Source organism: Methylosinus sp. PW1 (assembly GCF_000745215.1).
GTDB lineage: Bacteria > Pseudomonadota > Alphaproteobacteria > Rhizobiales > Beijerinckiaceae > Methylosinus.
Window position 1 is genome coordinate 116,152 of the sequence record NZ_JQNK01000010.1, and the last position, 14,356, is coordinate 130,507.

A 14,356-nucleotide genomic window follows, 5' to 3' on the forward strand; every position below is an offset into this window, starting at 1 on the left:
AAAACCGCCGTCTCACGGAACGACGGTGATCGTCCCGCTCATGTGAGAATGCAGCCCGCAGCGAAAGGCCACCTCGCCCGGACGGGTCAGCGTGACGTCGAAGCTCTCGTCCTCGTCGACATGCTCGGGCGAATGGAAGATTTCGTCCTTGCCCATCGCGCCGATGATGGAATGCGGCGCCTGATCGTGATTGACGAAAACGACGGTCTCGCCTGTGCGCACGGTGAGATGGACCGGCGCGAAGGCGAAATTCTCTATGCGCACCTCGGCCGCGAGGCCGGGACCGAGCGAGAGCGACATTGCGAGAAGCGAGGCCGCGAAAGCGCGTTGTCTCATACGAAGCCCGCGGCGATATTGACGGTGAGGGCCAGTATCGCGGTGTTGAAGAAGAAGGCCAGCACGCCTTGCGCGAGCGCGACCGCGCGCATCGTCGTGGAGGCGGTGGAGACGTCCGCCGTCTGCGAGGCGACGCCGATCACATAGGCAAAATAGAGAAAATCCATATAGCCGGGCTGTTGCGCGCCCGGAAAGATCAGCCCGCCGCGCTGCTCGGCGGGACGATCCGGCGCGGCGCCGCGCTCGAGATAATATTCATGCGCGTAATGCAGCGCGAAGGTGAGATGCACGAACAGCCAGGAGAGCACGACGGTCAGCACGGCGAGGGAAATATGCGCGTGCTTGGAAAATCCCTCGAGATTTTTGACCGGCCCGAGTTCGGCGACGATCGCGCCGATGGAGGCGCAGGCGGTGGCGATGGTCATCACCAGAATGACGAGCCGGCCTTCGTCCTGCAATTGCGCGCGGCGGCGCATGGAGCTCGGCGTCGAGCGCGCCATCATCTCCGCCGAGAGCGCGAGATAGAGCGTCACGAAGACGTCCCAGCCGACGAGCGCGCGCGTGACCTCGCGCCAGCTCGCGGGCAGCAGCACGCCCGCGGCCACGCCTGCGAGCAGGCAGAAGAGCAGCCGCGCGCGCGCCCTGGCGATGCGCCACAGCAGTGGGCGTCGATGGCGCGCATGAGTCTCTGCGGGGTGGCTCATCGGCGCGCTCAATTGCTGCGCAATGCGACGAAGCGCGCCGCCTGCGCGAGCACGTCCGTCGCCGCGCCGAGGCCCGTCTCGGCGAGCGCCGCTATGGCCGCCTCGACCAGCGCGTCGCGCCGCTGGCGCGCCTTGTTCATGCCGAGCAGGCCGATCAAAGTGGCCTTGTTGCGCTCGGCGTCCTTGCCGGCGCGCTTGCCGAGCGCCGCCTCGTCGCCCTCTGCGTCCAAAATATCGTCGGCGATCTGGAATGCGGCGCCGAGCGCATCGCCATAGCGGCCGAGCGCCGCCGCCACGGGAGCCGAGGCGCCGCCGAGAATGGCGCCGAAGTCGACCGAGACGCGCAAGAGCGCGCCGGTCTTCATGGCCTGGAGGCGGAGCGTCTCCTCCTGCGAGAGCGGGCTGGTCGCCTTTTCGGCCTCGAGGTCCAGCGCCTGCCCGCCGACCATGCCGCCGAGCCCGGAGGCGCGGGCCAGCGCCAGCACGAGACGGGCGCGGATTTGCGCGTCGGCATGGGTCGCCGGATCGGCCACAACGTCGAACGCATAGGTCAGCAGCCCGTCGCCGGCGAGAATGGCGGTGGCCTCGTCGAAGGCCTTATGGGCGGTGGGGCGCCCGCGGCGCAGATCGTCGTCGTCCATGGCCGGGAGATCGTCATGGGCCAGCGAGTAGCAATGGATCATCTCGATCGCCGCGGCGGCGCGCCGCGCACTCTCGCCCTCGACGCCGAAGAGGCGGGCGGATTCGAGCGCCAGAAACGGCCGCAGCCGCTTGCCGCCGCCCAGCGCCACATAGCGCATCGCCTCCAGCAGCCGCGCCGGCCGGGCGATCTCGCCCGAAAGCGGCTCCGCGCCGAGCAGGGCGCCCAGCGTCGCCTCGGTCGCGCTGGCGGCCTCGTCGAGGCGGCGGCGGAAAACGTCGTCGGTGGTCTTGGCTGCGTCGCCGGTCATGGGACCCTTTCCCGAGAAAATCATTCCATCTGGCTCGGACCTAACAAATTTGCGATCAATCCCCAAGTGGCGAGGGGAAGGGGGCGCGCAGGGGCGCGGCCCGAGAGGAAAATCCGAGACCATGACCGTTTCTTTGTTCGAACCCTTTCGGCTGGGCGATCTCACGCTCGCCAATCGCATCGTCATGGCGCCGCTGACGCGCCGTCGCGCCACCCATGAGACCAACGCCGCCAATGCGCTGATGGCCGAGCATTATCGCCAGCGCGCCTCGGCCGGGCTCATCATCGCCGAGGCCTCGCAGATTTCCCAGCAGGGGCAGGGCTACGCCTATACGCCGGGGATTTATTCGCCCGAGCAGGTCGCCGGCTGGCGCCAGGTGACGGAGGCCGTGCATGCGGCGGGCGGGCGTATCGTCCTGCAGCTCTGGCATGTCGGGCGCGTCTCGCATGTCTCTCTGCAGCCCGGTGGCGGGGCGCCGGTCGCGCCTTCCGCCATCGCCACGACGAAGCAGGTGGCGATCGAGACCGGCGCCGCCGATTGCTCCGCGCCGCGCGCGCTGGAGCTCGCCGAGATTCCGGGGCTGATCGCCGATTATCGCAAGGCCGCGCGCAATGCGAAGGAGGCCGGCTTCGACGGCGTCGAGGTGCATTGCGCCAATGGCTATCTCATCGACGAGTTCTTGCGCGACGGCTCCAACAAGCGCGAGGACGCCTATGGCGGCGCGCCGCAAAATCGCGCGCGCTTCGGCCTCGAGGTCGTGGACGCCGTGCTGGCGGAATGGGACGCGTCCCGCGTCGGCGTGCGCATATCGCCGGTGAGCCCGGTGTACGACATGTCGGACAGCGATCCGCAGAGCGTCTTCGGCTATTTCGTGGAGCGGCTGGCGGAGAGGAAGCTCGGCTTTCTCCATGTCATAGAAGGTGCGACGCAAGGCCCGCGCGATGTCGCGCCTTTCGATTATCTCGCTCTGCGCAAGAGCTTCCCCGGCGCCTATATCGCCAATAACGCCTATACGCTGGAGCTCGCGCAGGAAACGCTCGCGAGCGGACGCGCCGATCTCATCGCCTTCGGCCGGCCCTTCATCTCCAATCCCGATCTCGTCGAGCGCCTGCGTCGCCGCGCGCCGCTCACCGATGTCGATTTCGAGACAGTCTATGGGGCGGGCGCGAAGGGATATACAGATTATCCGACACTGACGGCGTGAGCCGACAGGGCAGGGCTCGTTTCTCCTTGCGGGAAACGAGCCCTGCCTAGCCGTTATTCCGCCTTGGGCGCCGCGTCCGGCGCATGGCCCTCATGGCCGCTCTCATGTCCGCCATCATGGCCCGCGCCATGGCCCTGATGCATGGATTTCATGTGATCCATCATCATCTGATCATGCATCTGATGCATTTGACGCATCTCTTGCATCATCTTGCAGCAGCCGCCCCCAGAGCCGTCGCCATGCTCCTCCTGCGGAGCGGCGGGCTTGGTCTCGACAGTCGTTTCGGCGAGCGCCGGCGCGACCGTCGCCGTCAGAAGAGCCGCCGCCAGTGTGGGAATGATATTTTTCATCGCCTCGCCCTCGCTATCGCCGGCATCTCCATAGGAAGTGGTCGCCGGCAGGGTCGATCGCAATGCGGCGACATGTCCTATTTGTCGCGTATTTTGCCGAAAGCGAGCCGTGTGGCCCGCAGGCGAATCAGCTTTCAGGCTCGGCGACAGTCTCGCAGGAGACAGAACGCAGGCGCTGCTCGGCGCGATCGCGATCGCTCGCGCGCTTGGCCAGCGAGCGTAGCAGCACAAAGCCGCGCATCGAAGGCGCCGTCACATGCACTTGGCTCGGCGGCGTTTCCTCATCCTCGCCCTCGACGGCTTCTATTTGGCGCGCATCGCCGATCAGAACGTCGATCTTGCCCTTGATCGCCGAGCGATCCGTGGCGGAATGAAAGATGCGGCCCGTTCGCGCATGAAAGGAGAGCGCGAGCAGATCCTCGGGATCGGCGTCGGCGCGCACGCGCAGCAGGCCTTTGGAGAGATCGAAGAGGCAGACGCCTTCGACGAAAGCCGAATCCTCGAAAGGCGTGACCTCCGCGCCGGGCGCGGCGCGCGGCAGCAGAGCGACGCCATTGGTCGTCGCCTCGGCGTTTTGCGCGGCGGCGAGGAGGCGCGCATAGGCGTTTCGCGGCGCGACGTCCGGCATCAGCAGCACGGCGACGATGTGAACGGAGCCCGCGACGCAGACGGTCGCGAGCGCCCAGGGCAGCCAGTCGAGATAGTCGCGAGAAATTTTCATGCGCAATGGAGCTTCACGATCTTCGGAAATGTCTGAGGGTCGGGCGCGGATTCGAGGTCGAGCGGCGTGTCATAGAGGCGCAGCGCCAGCACGAATGGCTCTTTCGACACCGGCAGCCAATTGCCGGGCCGCGCCTGCGCGCCAATGTCGATCTCGAAGGCGCCGCCCTCGCGCCGCGCGATCTCGCTCGAGGTGAAAGCGTGGCGATCGGCGGGATTGTCGATGAGCCGGCCGGTCACGCTGGTCGCGCCGAGCGTCCAGAAGCGCGCCGCGGGGGTGGTGTCGAAGACGCGATAATCGCAGCGTCCATCGAGCGGCGCGCCGCTCGAATCCGTATGGGCAAAAAAGGCGAGGCCCTGATCGCGCCCGAGCGGCGCCTCGCCCGAGCGCGCGAGCACGGCGCGCGCATAAGGGTCGATCTCCGCGCCGCCATGGCGCGGCCAGGCGGTCCATGGGCCGACATGCAGCGCGCCGAAGCCGCGGCCGAGCCCGAGCGAGACGGCGGTCATCGCAAAGCCCAGCAGCAGGCCCGCGATCATCACGACGAAAGCCCTCAGATAATTGGTCATGCGAAATCCGTCAGCGCCGATCGGCGCGCTTGTCGGTGGAACGCGTCCGCGGCTGCGAGCCGGCGGCGGGGCGCTCGGGACCATCGAGCTTCATCTTCGACTCGATTTGTCCGAGCGCCTCCAAGGCGCCGCGCGAGAGCGCCGCGGGACGCGCAGGCGCGCCGAGCTCGAGCGTCTTGGGCTGAGCGGCGGCCGCCGCTGCGAGCGTGGCGGGCGTGGCGAGTCCGCGGATCGGCTTGATGGCGATTCCTTGATGCGCATAGGCCATGATGTCGTGCCATGTCTTCGCCGGCAACGTGCCGCCGGTCATATTGGACATGCCTTCATTGTCGTCGTTTCCATACCACACGCAGCCGCCCATATTGCCGGTATAGCCGCAGAACCATGCGTCCTTATAGCCATTGGTGGTGCCGGTCTTGCCGATGACGTCGATTCCGGGGCCGAGATTGGCGCGCCCGCCGGTGCCTTCCTCGATCACGCGCTTCATCATCGTGTCGAGCTCGGCGACCTTCTCGAAAGGCACGACCTGCTCTTGCGGCGGCGCGTCGCGATCATGCTGATAGAGAATGTCGCCGCGGCTGTTGCGCGCCTCCGTGGCCGCATAGGGCGTCGTCTTCTTGCCGCCATTGGCGAATGCGGCGTAGCCGGCCGCATGCTCGAGCAGGATGACGTCGCTCTGCCCGACGGGCAGCGAAGGCGTGTCCTCGAGCGGCGTGGTGATGCCGAGCTTGCGGCAGGTGTCGATGATTTTCGCGCGGCCGGCGTGTGAATCGCCATTGCCGATGGCGATCGACAATTGAATGGCGATGGTGTTGAGCGACTTGGCGAGCGCCAGCGAGAGCGGCAGCGAGCCGGCGTAGCCGCCGCTGTAATTATGGACGCAATAATTGCCGATGCAGGTCGGGCGATCCGTCACCACCGTCGTCGGCTTGAACTTATTGCTCATCAGCGCGGTGAGATAGACATAGGGCTTGAAGGAGGAGCCCGGCTGGCGCGCCGCCTCCGTCGCGCGATTGAACTGGCTGGCGCCATAATCGCGCCCGCCGACCAGCGCGCGCACGGCGCCGTCGAGATCCATGAAGGCCGAGGCGCTCTGCTTCGCGTGATAGGAGCGCCCGCTCTCGCGGAGATTTTCCTCCACCACCTCGTCGGCGCGCTTCTGCACATTGGGATCGAGGGCGGTGCGGATGGTCAGCACGCGATCGTCGCCGAACTTGCCGGCCTCCGCGAGGCGCTGCGCCTCCTTGAAGGCGAAGTCGAGATACCAATCCGGGCTCTGGTCGCGCTTGCGCTCGACCGGCGTCGCCGGATTGCGCTGCGCGGCGACGATCTGGCTCTGCGTCATGAAGCCGGCGTCGACGAGATTGTCGAGCACGTCATTGGCGCGCGCGCGCGCTGCGGGGAGGTTGACATGCGGGGCGTATTTGGTCGGCGCCTTGAACAGGCCGGCGAGCATGGCGGCCTCGGACAGCGAGACGTCGCGCACCGATTTGCCGAAATAGAATTCCGCCGCCGCCTGAATGCCGAAGGCGCCGCCGCCCATATAGACGCGGTCGAGATAGAGCTTCAAAATCTCCTGCTTGGTGAGGCGCTCCTCGAGCCAGAGCGCGAGAAACGCCTCGTTGATCTTCCGCGTGAGAGTGCGCTCATTGGAGAGGAAGACGTTTTTGGCGAGTTGCTGCGTGATGGAGGAGCCGCCCTGCACCACGCCGGAGGAGCGCGCATTCACCGTGAGCGCGCGTCCCGTGCCGATAATGTCTATGCCGAAATGCTCGTAGAAGCGCCGGTCCTCGGTCGCCAGCACTGCCTTGATGACATAATCTGGATATTGGTCGAGCGGCACGGCGTCGTCATGCTTGATGCCGCGCTGTCCGGCGACGGCGCCATAGCGATCCAGAAAAGTGATCGAGAGATCCTGCTTCTTCAGCCAATCGTCGCTGGTCATGCGCATGGCGGAGACCGACAGCGCGAGCGCGACCATGCCCCCCGCGAGCGCCAGCGTCAGCGACTCGCAGCCGATCTCGACGGCGATCCGCCGCAGGCCGCGCACCTGGAAGCGGTTCATGAAGGCCGAGAAATTCTCATAGGCCTCGCGCGCGCCGCGGCTCGAGTCGAAGAGGCTCGAGTCGATATAGGCGTCGAGCGCCAGCAGAAGCCTTGCGGCCCGCTTGTATAAGCGCGAGGATCGAATAGGTTCGAGCAATTGCGCCGCTCCCTTGGCCCATCCGGGCGATTATGCGAACCAGGAGGCGGATGATAGCACTCCTCGAGCCGCCTTGACGATGGCCGGCCCGCAGGGATCGCCGGCAGGATGAATAAAGCGCGCGCGGCGCGAAGGACGAGGGCCGAAGACAGAGCATGGCGAGGAATGACGAAAAAGAAGCGGTCGAACCGTTCTGGATGAGGCCCTTGAGCGAATTGACGCGGGCGCAATGGGAAAAGCTCTGCGACGGCTGCGGACGTTGCTGCCTGGTCAAGCTCGAGGATGAAGATAGTGGGGAAATCTATCATACGAGCGTCGGCTGCGATCTTTTGGACGGGGAGACCGGGCGCTGCCGCGACTATGCCGGCCGCCAGACCAAGGTGCCCGACTGCGTTCGGCTGACCGTGAAGGCGCTCGCCGGCATCCCCTGGCTGCCGCCGACCTGCGCCTATCGCCTGCGCGCGGAAGACAAGCCGCTCCCCGATTGGCACCCGCTGCTGACCGGCGACCCGGCCAGCGTCCACACGGCCGGCGTCTCCGTGCGCGGCCGCGTGGCCGCCCATGAGCAGGAGGTGGAGACCGACGATCTCCCCAATTTCATCGTGCTATGGCCCAAGCGCTGGCCCCGGCGCAAGAAGGGGCGGGCGGCGTGAGGCGGAGTGTGATTTTATTCCTTGACAGCGGGACGCTGGTCCAATAGACAAGTCCCATGCTCCAGAATTGCGCTTGGGGCGAGGGACTGCGGCAGACGGGACCGCGAGCCTTCAGGCTCGCTCTTTCTAGAGCATCGCGCGTGCATCGGCGAGCGTCGAGCCCTACCGAAAGCGAGCCTGAAGGCTCGCGGTCCATGTCGCGCTAGCGTCGCAATCGACCGCGAGCCGTCTCAGTCGTCTCGCAATCGCGCCGACGACCAGCGCCAATCTCGCGGCTCGACCGCGAGGCCGGCGCGCACGGGATTGCTTTCGACATAGGCGATCGTTTGCTGGAGATCGCTTTCGTCGCGCATGTAGCGATCGAAATAGTCGCGCGCCCAGAAAGAGCCGCGAGCGCCGGTTCTCTCGTTGATTTTCGTGGCGCTGAACGCCTTCCAGCTTCGGACCGTCGCCCCGAGTGAAAAATTCGCCAAAGGCTCGACGACGACATGCGCGTGATTTGGCATGATCACCCAGGCGAAGAGACGAAACCGCGCATGGTCGAAATGGCGGATCGTATCTTCCACGATCTGCGCCACTATGGGGTCGGCTAGAGGCCGCTCACCTTCGCAACGATCGAGATGTGCGTCTATGTCGGCGCCCAGCGCAGACTTCGGCAAACTGCCCGCTGTCCTGAAGACGACATGCTGAATCCGTTCCGGCGAATCGAAGTGAGGCAGATAGCCGCGTGAATGCCAGCCTTTCGGAGATGAACGGCTCATTTGCATATAGCTCTCGGGGGGCGTGCGAGCCCGAAGGCTCGCGGTCCGGCGCATCGGCCGCGCGCGGTACCAATAGATATCGGTCGGCGTAAACGCTAGCGAGAATTGGATCGCGAGCCTTCAGGCTCGCTCTTTTCGTTCATGTGGAGCGCGACGGCTTGGCGGGCGTGGAAGAGCGTCCGACGGATCATTTCGTAGATCGTCGAAAGCGAGCCTGAAGATTTGCGGCCCGGCGCTTTCGTCCAAAGGAGGCCGATGCATGGCGCTAAAGCCAGATGCGCGCTCGCGCGACATCCTATCGCAGGCGAAGCTGCTCTATGACGCGGGCGTGACGCCGCTCGCCGAGGTGCGCGCCATGCTCGGCATGAGCGAGCGCGCTTTTTGCAGCTTTCGCAAAAGCGAGGGATGGCCCATGCGGCCGTCGCCGATCAAGCGCAAGAGCGCCGAAACGCCCACTATGTCGGAGCGGCAGGGCGCGCCGCCGACGCAGAAGGACTCGCGCAGCCTCATCGCCCGCCTCGAAGAGGCGGTGGAGCGCGAATTTGTCCGCGCCGAAGCGGTCCTCGCCACATGCGGCGCAAAGGCGGCGCCGAAGACGATGGAGACGAGCGCGCGCGTGCTCGCGAGCCTTGTGCGCAGCCTCGCGGAGCTGAAGCGCATGAATCGCGACGCCGCCGTGGCGCGAGAGGAGGACTTGCGTGTCCGAGACGCTTTCGACGACGAGCCTCCCCGCCAATTGGCCGAGCTCCGCGAGGAGCTTGCTCGCCGGCTCGAGCGCATGTGCGGCGATGGGCCGCTTGAATGAGCTGATCGACGGATTTTCCCCGCGCGAGCTCGAGACATTGCTCGCGGATTGGGAGTTTTGCGCGCGCGAGGATCAATGGCCGCCCATGCTCGCGCCGGATGGCGCGCCTTGGCGCGTATGGCTGATATTGGGCGGGCGCGGTGCCGGCAAGACGCGCGCCGGCGCCGAATGGGTGCGCGCCATAGCGCGCGGCCGGCCGCAGTTCGCGACGCGCCCCTTGTCGCCGATCGCGCTCGTCGGCGAGAGCGCCGCTCATGTGCGCGATGTGATGATCGAAGGCGTCTCCGGAATTCTCGCCGTACATCCGCGCAGCGAGCGGCCCTTGTGGGAGCCGTCGCGCAAGCGCCTCACTTTCGACAATGGCGTCGTCGCGCAGACGTTCTCGGCGGAAGATCCCGAGAGCCTGCGCGGCCCGCAATTTTCCGCCGCCTGGTGCGACGAGCTGGCGAAATGGCGCTATGCGCAGGAGAGCTGGGACATGCTGCAATTCGGGCTGCGCTTGGGAGATTGGCCGCGCCAGATCGTCACCACCACGCCGCGCGCTATTCCTCTGCTGAAGCGTCTGATGAGCGAGCCCGGCGTCGCGACGACGCGCGCGACCACGCGACAGAATGCGGCGCATCTCGCGCCATCCTTTCTCGAGAGCGTCGTCGCGCAATATGCCGGCACGCGATTGGGGCGCCAGGAGCTCGACGGCGAGATTGTCGAGGAGCGCGCCGACGCGCTCTGGACGCGCGATATGCTGGAGGCGGCGCGCATTGTCGAGGCGCCGCCGATGGAGCGCATCGTCGTCGCCATCGATCCGCCTGCGTCATCCGGTCGGCGCGCCGATCGTTGCGGAATCGTCGCGGCGGGAATGGCGAGTGGAATCGTCTACGTGCTGCAGGATGCGACGCTCGCCGCCGCGCGGCCGGCGCAATGGGCGCGCGCCGGCGTCGCGCTCTATCACCGGCTAGAGGCCGATGCGCTGATCGCCGAGATCAATCAGGGCGGCGAGATGGTGCGCGCCGTCATTCACGAGGCCGACCCGAGCGTGGCCGTGAGAGAGGTCCGCGCGACACGCGGCAAATATTTGCGCGCGGCGCCGGTCGCGCAGCTCTATGAGCAAGGACGCGTGCGTCATGTCGGCGCCTTTCCGGCGCTAGAAGACGAGATGTGCGATTTCGCCACTGACGGATTGTCATCGGGGAGAAGCCCCGATCGTCTCGACGCGCTGGTGTGGGCCGTTCACGCGCTGGCGCTGGCCCCGCGCGCGAGCGAGCCGCGCATGCGACGATTGTGAGGGCGCTTCGCGATCGCGAGCCGCGCGGCGCCGAGCCTGCTGCTTCCTACGCCCTGCCCAATGCTCACTCGATTTCAGACGGATATCTCATGCCCTCATTTCTCTCCCGCCTCTTCGGCGCACGCGCGCCGGAGCGCAAATCCTCGCGCGCCATGCTCTCGCTGCATTCCATGGCCGCGCCGCAATGGACCGCGCGCAACAATGTCGCGCTCACCCGCGCCGGCTATGAGCGCAACGCCGTCTGCTATCGCGCCGTGCGCATGGTGGCGGAAGGCGCCGCCTCCGTGCCCTGGCTCGCTTATGAAGGTCGCGTGGAGACCCCCGAGCATCCTCTGTTGCACCTGATCGAGCGCCCCAATCCTTCCGACACGAGCGTCTCCTTTCTCGAGGCGCTGATCTCCAATCTGCTGCTCTATGGCGACGCCTATGTGGAAGGCGCTTTCGTCGATGGGCTCCTGCGCGAGGCCTATTGCCTGCGTCCCGATCGGATGAGCGTCGTCGCGGGACGCAATGGCTGGCCCTCGGCCTATGTCTATTCCGTGGCCGGAGACAGCGTGCGCTATGACATTCAGGGGCGCGGCATAGAGCCGATCCTGCATATTCGCCTGTTCAATCCGCTCGACGATATCTATGGCTTCGCGCCGCTCGCCGCCGCGCAGACGGCGGTCGACACGCATAACGCCGCGAGCTTCTGGAACAAGGCGCTGCTCGACAATAGCGCGCGGCCCTCCGGCGCGCTCGTCTATGCCGGGCCGGAGGGCGGACATCTCACCGATGAGCAGTTCGAGCGCTTGAAGCAGGAATTGGAGGAGAATTTTTCCGGCGCCTTCAACGCCGGCCGCCCGCTGCTGCTGGAAGGCGGGCTGGATTGGAAGGCGCTGTCGCTCTCGCCGAAAGACATGGATTTTTCCGAGACGAAAGCCTCCGCCGCACGCGAGATCGCGCTCGCCTTCGGCGTGCCGCCATTGCTGATCGGCTTGCCGGGCGACAACACCTTTCGCAATTACGAGGAGGCCAATCGCGCCTTCTGGCGCCAGACGATCATTCCGCTCGTGCAGCGCTTGCAGAAGGCGTTTCACGCCTGGGCGCAGCCGGGCTTCGCGCCTTTCCGCTTCGACTATGACGCAGATCGCATCGACGCTCTGGCGAAAGAGCGCGCGCTCGAATGGAGCCGCATCGGCAGCGCCGCTTTCCTCACTGTCGACGAGCAGCGCGAGGCGGCGGGCTACGGCCCGATGGGAAAGCGCGTGAAATATTCGACAGATCAGCCGCGCGTCGCCGCCGGATCGCACGAGGGCGAGCAATGGACGCGCGGCGATGCGAGCGGCGCTGGCGACCTCGCGCAGGTGGCGCTGAACACGACCGCCGCGGTGGTGAACGATGCGGGCGCCCTCTTGGTTGGGGATAGCAATGACGCTCGACACTCCGTCGACCTGCTGGCGGAAGAAGGCTATGGTCACGCTATACGCGACCATGTCGGCAAAGAAGATGTAGACCTTATCGCTGCTTTGGAGAGCAAGCGAATTAGCATTGGTCTACCATTCATAGGCGTGATCGCCTATGAGCCGGCGGTCGGCTCGTTCGACACTCGGGAATCCGCAAATGACCTCGTGAACCGAGTGATAGAGACGAACAAGGATCGCGTCGACTCGGTCGCCGAAGGACGACGCGATGAGGTCACGCTCCAGAGGATATTCGGATTTCGAACCGGAAAAGAGGCATTCTTGGAGAGCGGAACGTCGAAGCCGGTCGTTCGATGGACGTTCGGCGTCAGAGTTGTTCTTCATGCCGATCCGACCAGCGATCGAGGCTATCGGGTGCGGACCGCCTTTCCTGTCGACAGCAGATCGGGCCGATGAGCGCGAAAGGGGAACATTGATGAACATTCCTGAAGCATTCTCGGATCTGGCTGAGTGGCTCATGTTCGAAGTCGAGGAAGATATCCCGGAAGGGCAGGACTACGTGGCCTATGCCATTGGTCATCTCGATGAGAGCCAGAAGATGGGCGCGGAGCGATTTATCGACGGGCTGCTACGTCAGGAGCTTTCCGATCGAGAATTGATCGACATTTGGTTTCGTGCGGGCGCCAGAATGGGCTTTGCCAAAGACGCCGATTACCGAGTCGTGTTGATAGAAGTCCTGCACCGGCTGCGGGGCGATTGAACGGCCCCGCATGGAGCGCTCGGACGGCGCGCCGCACGGGCCGTCCCCGTGGACATGATGTAAATTCGCCGCGCGGCTTCAGGGTTCAACAACAGCTGGAGCGCGGCCATGAAGGCGGACATCTGACCGATGCGCAATTCGAGCGTCTGAAGCAGGAGTTGGAGGAGAATTTCTCCGGCGCGTTCAACGCCGGCCGTCCGCTGCTGTTGGAAGGCGGGCTCGATTGGAAGGCGCTGTCGCTCTCGCCCAAGGACATGGATTTTTCCGAGACGAAAGCCTCCGCCGCGCGGGAGATCGTGCTCGCCTTCGGCGCGCCGCCGCTGCTGATCGGCCTGCCGGGCGACAACACATTCCGCAATTACGAGAAAGCCAATCGCGCCTTCTGGCGCCAGACGATCATACCGCTCGTGCAGCGCTTGCAGAAGGCGTTTCCACGGGCTCGCCGGAGGGCGGGCGGCGGATGAGCCGCGACCTCGCGTAGCTCGCGACCAGCGGCATCGAACGAATTCAGCCGCGACGACCGCTCGTCGGAGCGGCCGGCGCTTTCTCGCGTCCGAAAGGCGCTCCTATGTCCGAAATCGTCACCTCCATTATCGAGCGCGGCGATCTCGCCCATCTCGCGCTCTTCCTCTGGGCGAGCGCCGCCACTGCTTTCGCGCTGCGCGCTCTGCGTGAGCTCGGCCGTTCCATGCAGCGGCTCGACGCTTTCGTGCGCGAGCTCGCGCGCTTCAACCGCCGCTATGGGAGCGAATAAATGAGTCTGTCCGCTTTGCCCTTCCGCATTCTGAAACGTCGCGCGCCGCGCAAGCCGCCGCGTCTCGCGCCCGACATCGTGTTCAAGACTTTTGTGCGCGCCTTGCAGCGCCTACGTGAGCCGCCGCGCGGCGGCGGTCCTGCCGCGATCGGCGCGACGCGGGAGAAAGTCTGATGGCGCGAGCGCTGACACGAGACATTCACACAGCGAGCCCTCCCTTGGAGACGAAGCGCGCGCCGCTTCCCGCGGCGATCGGCGCCGATGGAACATTCGAAGGCTATGCTAGTCTGTTCGACGTGCGCGACACTTGCGGAGACATCGTCGAGCGCGGCGCCTTCGCCGCGAGCTTGCAGCGACGCGGCGCAGCGAGCGTCAAAATGCTGTGGCAGCATCGCGCCGAGGAGCCGATCGGCGTGTGGGCGCAGATCGCCGAGGATGCTCGCGGATTGAATGTGCGTGGGCGCCTCGATCTTTCTGTCGCGCGTGCGCGGGAGGCGCTGTCGTTGATCCGCGCAGGCGCGCTCGACGGGCTCTCGATCGGCTTTCGCACGCTTCGCGCCGCGAGCGATCCTAAGACCGGGGCGCGCCGATTGCTCGAGCTCGATCTCATCGAGATTTCGATCGTCACCTTTCCTGCATTGCCGCAGGCGCGTATCGCCGTGATTCCCACGTTGGCGACAACGCCGCGTCACGCGGCGGCTCAGCTCGGACAAAAGCTCGCGCGGCTTCGCATGCAGCTCGCCGCGACACGATTCGAGGCGAAGCTACAGCAGCTCTCTGCCTCGCAGTGACGCGCGCTCGCGGCTAGCGCCGCGCGCGACGATGATCTTCCCAATTCACCTGGCCTCCGAACGCGCGCGCATCCCGCGCGGCGAATTCGTGCGCCTTCATGTGGAAAAAA

Annotated in this window: 17 protein-coding genes and 2 pseudogenes; 11 read left to right on the forward strand and 8 right to left on the reverse strand. The window is 65.8% G+C overall.

Features of this window, described 5'->3' with window-relative positions:
• Nucleotides 1-12 precede the first annotated feature (12 nt).
• The 3 genes from K369_RS23900 to K369_RS23910 are packed head-to-tail and all read right to left on the reverse strand — an operon-like array spanning nucleotide 13 to nucleotide 1,990.
• Nucleotides 13-336: a plastocyanin/azurin family copper-binding protein gene (locus tag K369_RS23900; RefSeq protein WP_036296774.1), complete on the reverse strand. Its 324-nt coding sequence runs from the start codon at nucleotides 334-336 to the stop codon at nucleotides 13-15.
• Nucleotides 333-1,040: a DUF1345 domain-containing protein gene (locus tag K369_RS23905; RefSeq protein WP_036296777.1), complete on the reverse strand. Its 708-nt coding sequence runs from the start codon at nucleotides 1,038-1,040 to the stop codon at nucleotides 333-335. The genes K369_RS23900 and K369_RS23905 overlap by 4 nt, the downstream gene beginning before the upstream one ends.
• Nucleotides 1,041-1,048: 8 nt before the next feature.
• A complete protein-coding gene (locus K369_RS23910) occupies nucleotides 1,049-1,990 on the reverse strand; it encodes a polyprenyl synthetase family protein (protein WP_051949596.1) in 942 nt (313 codons plus the stop codon).
• 121 nt (nucleotides 1,991-2,111) lie between these two features.
• Here K369_RS23910 and K369_RS23915 point away from each other — a divergent pair, with 121 nt between their 5' ends.
• Nucleotides 2,112-3,194, forward strand: a complete 1,083-nt coding sequence (locus K369_RS23915) for an alkene reductase (RefSeq protein ID WP_036296783.1) — start codon at nucleotides 2,112-2,114, stop codon at nucleotides 3,192-3,194.
• Nucleotides 3,195-3,247: 53 nt separating this feature from the next.
• Here K369_RS23915 and K369_RS23920 read toward each other — a convergent pair whose 3' ends face one another.
• From K369_RS23920 to K369_RS23935, 4 genes are all read right to left on the reverse strand, one after another.
• A complete protein-coding gene (locus K369_RS23920; RefSeq protein ID WP_156968060.1) occupies nucleotides 3,248-3,544 on the reverse strand; it encodes a hypothetical protein in 297 nt (98 codons plus the stop codon).
• A gap of 127 nt (nucleotides 3,545-3,671) precedes the next feature.
• Nucleotides 3,672-4,265, reverse strand: coding sequence for a hypothetical protein (locus K369_RS23925; protein WP_198033211.1), 594 nt, complete (start codon nucleotides 4,263-4,265; stop codon nucleotides 3,672-3,674).
• Nucleotides 4,262-4,834: a DUF1214 domain-containing protein gene (locus K369_RS23930; protein WP_036296923.1), complete on the reverse strand. Its 573-nt coding sequence runs from the start codon at nucleotides 4,832-4,834 to the stop codon at nucleotides 4,262-4,264. The genes K369_RS23925 and K369_RS23930 overlap by 4 nt, the downstream gene beginning before the upstream one ends.
• A gap of 10 nt (nucleotides 4,835-4,844) precedes the next feature.
• A complete protein-coding gene (locus K369_RS23935) occupies nucleotides 4,845-7,037 on the reverse strand; it encodes a transglycosylase domain-containing protein (RefSeq protein ID WP_036296794.1) in 2,193 nt (730 codons plus the stop codon).
• Between the two features lie 155 nt (nucleotides 7,038-7,192).
• Between K369_RS23935 and K369_RS23940 the strand changes: the two genes are divergently transcribed.
• On the forward strand, nucleotides 7,193-7,690 hold the full coding sequence (locus K369_RS23940; protein WP_036296798.1) for a YcgN family cysteine cluster protein: 498 nt from the start codon (nucleotides 7,193-7,195) through the stop codon (nucleotides 7,688-7,690).
• A 230-nt stretch (nucleotides 7,691-7,920) separates the two neighbouring features.
• Here the strand turns inward: K369_RS23940 and K369_RS25840 are convergent, their stop codons facing one another.
• Nucleotides 7,921-8,451 carry a transposase gene (locus tag K369_RS25840; RefSeq protein ID WP_198033212.1) on the reverse strand — a complete coding sequence of 177 codons (531 nt, stop codon included), beginning with the start codon at nucleotides 8,449-8,451 and terminating at the stop codon, nucleotides 7,921-7,923.
• 259 nt (nucleotides 8,452-8,710) lie between these two features.
• On the opposite strand from K369_RS25840, the gene K369_RS23950 reads away from it, so the two are divergent.
• From K369_RS23950 to K369_RS23980, 9 genes and pseudogenes are all read left to right on the forward strand, one after another.
• Nucleotides 8,711-9,256, forward strand: a complete 546-nt coding sequence (locus K369_RS23950; protein WP_036296802.1) for a hypothetical protein — start codon at nucleotides 8,711-8,713, stop codon at nucleotides 9,254-9,256.
• Nucleotides 9,240-10,538, forward strand: coding sequence for a DNA-packaging protein (locus tag K369_RS23955; RefSeq protein WP_051949597.1), 1,299 nt, complete (start codon nucleotides 9,240-9,242; stop codon nucleotides 10,536-10,538). The genes K369_RS23950 and K369_RS23955 overlap by 17 nt, the downstream gene beginning before the upstream one ends.
• An 89-nt stretch (nucleotides 10,539-10,627) precedes the next feature.
• Nucleotides 10,628-11,776, forward strand: a pseudogene (locus K369_RS27875) (phage portal protein); the annotation flags it as partial.
• On the forward strand, nucleotides 11,774-12,397 hold the full coding sequence (locus tag K369_RS27880) for an RNase A-like domain-containing protein (RefSeq protein ID WP_245278314.1): 624 nt from the start codon (nucleotides 11,774-11,776) through the stop codon (nucleotides 12,395-12,397). The pseudogene K369_RS27875 and the gene K369_RS27880, both read left to right, overlap by 3 nt.
• 19 nt (nucleotides 12,398-12,416) lie before the next feature.
• Nucleotides 12,417-12,701: a hypothetical protein gene (locus K369_RS26840; protein ID WP_036296806.1), complete on the forward strand. Its 285-nt coding sequence runs from the start codon at nucleotides 12,417-12,419 to the stop codon at nucleotides 12,699-12,701.
• A gap of 8 nt (nucleotides 12,702-12,709) precedes the next feature.
• Nucleotides 12,710-13,132, forward strand: a pseudogene (locus K369_RS26845) (phage portal protein); the annotation flags it as partial.
• Nucleotides 13,133-13,269: 137 nt separating this feature from the next.
• Nucleotides 13,270-13,455: a hypothetical protein gene (locus K369_RS23975; RefSeq protein ID WP_036296811.1), complete on the forward strand. Its 186-nt coding sequence runs from the start codon at nucleotides 13,270-13,272 to the stop codon at nucleotides 13,453-13,455.
• Nucleotides 13,456-13,629 carry a hypothetical protein gene (locus tag K369_RS26850; RefSeq protein WP_156968061.1) on the forward strand — a complete coding sequence of 58 codons (174 nt, stop codon included), beginning with the start codon at nucleotides 13,456-13,458 and terminating at the stop codon, nucleotides 13,627-13,629. It begins immediately after the preceding gene.
• A gap of 44 nt (nucleotides 13,630-13,673) precedes the next feature.
• Nucleotides 13,674-14,246, forward strand: coding sequence for an HK97 family phage prohead protease (locus K369_RS23980; protein ID WP_371033332.1), 573 nt, complete (start codon nucleotides 13,674-13,676; stop codon nucleotides 14,244-14,246).
• Nucleotides 14,247-14,356: the final 110 nt, after the last annotated feature.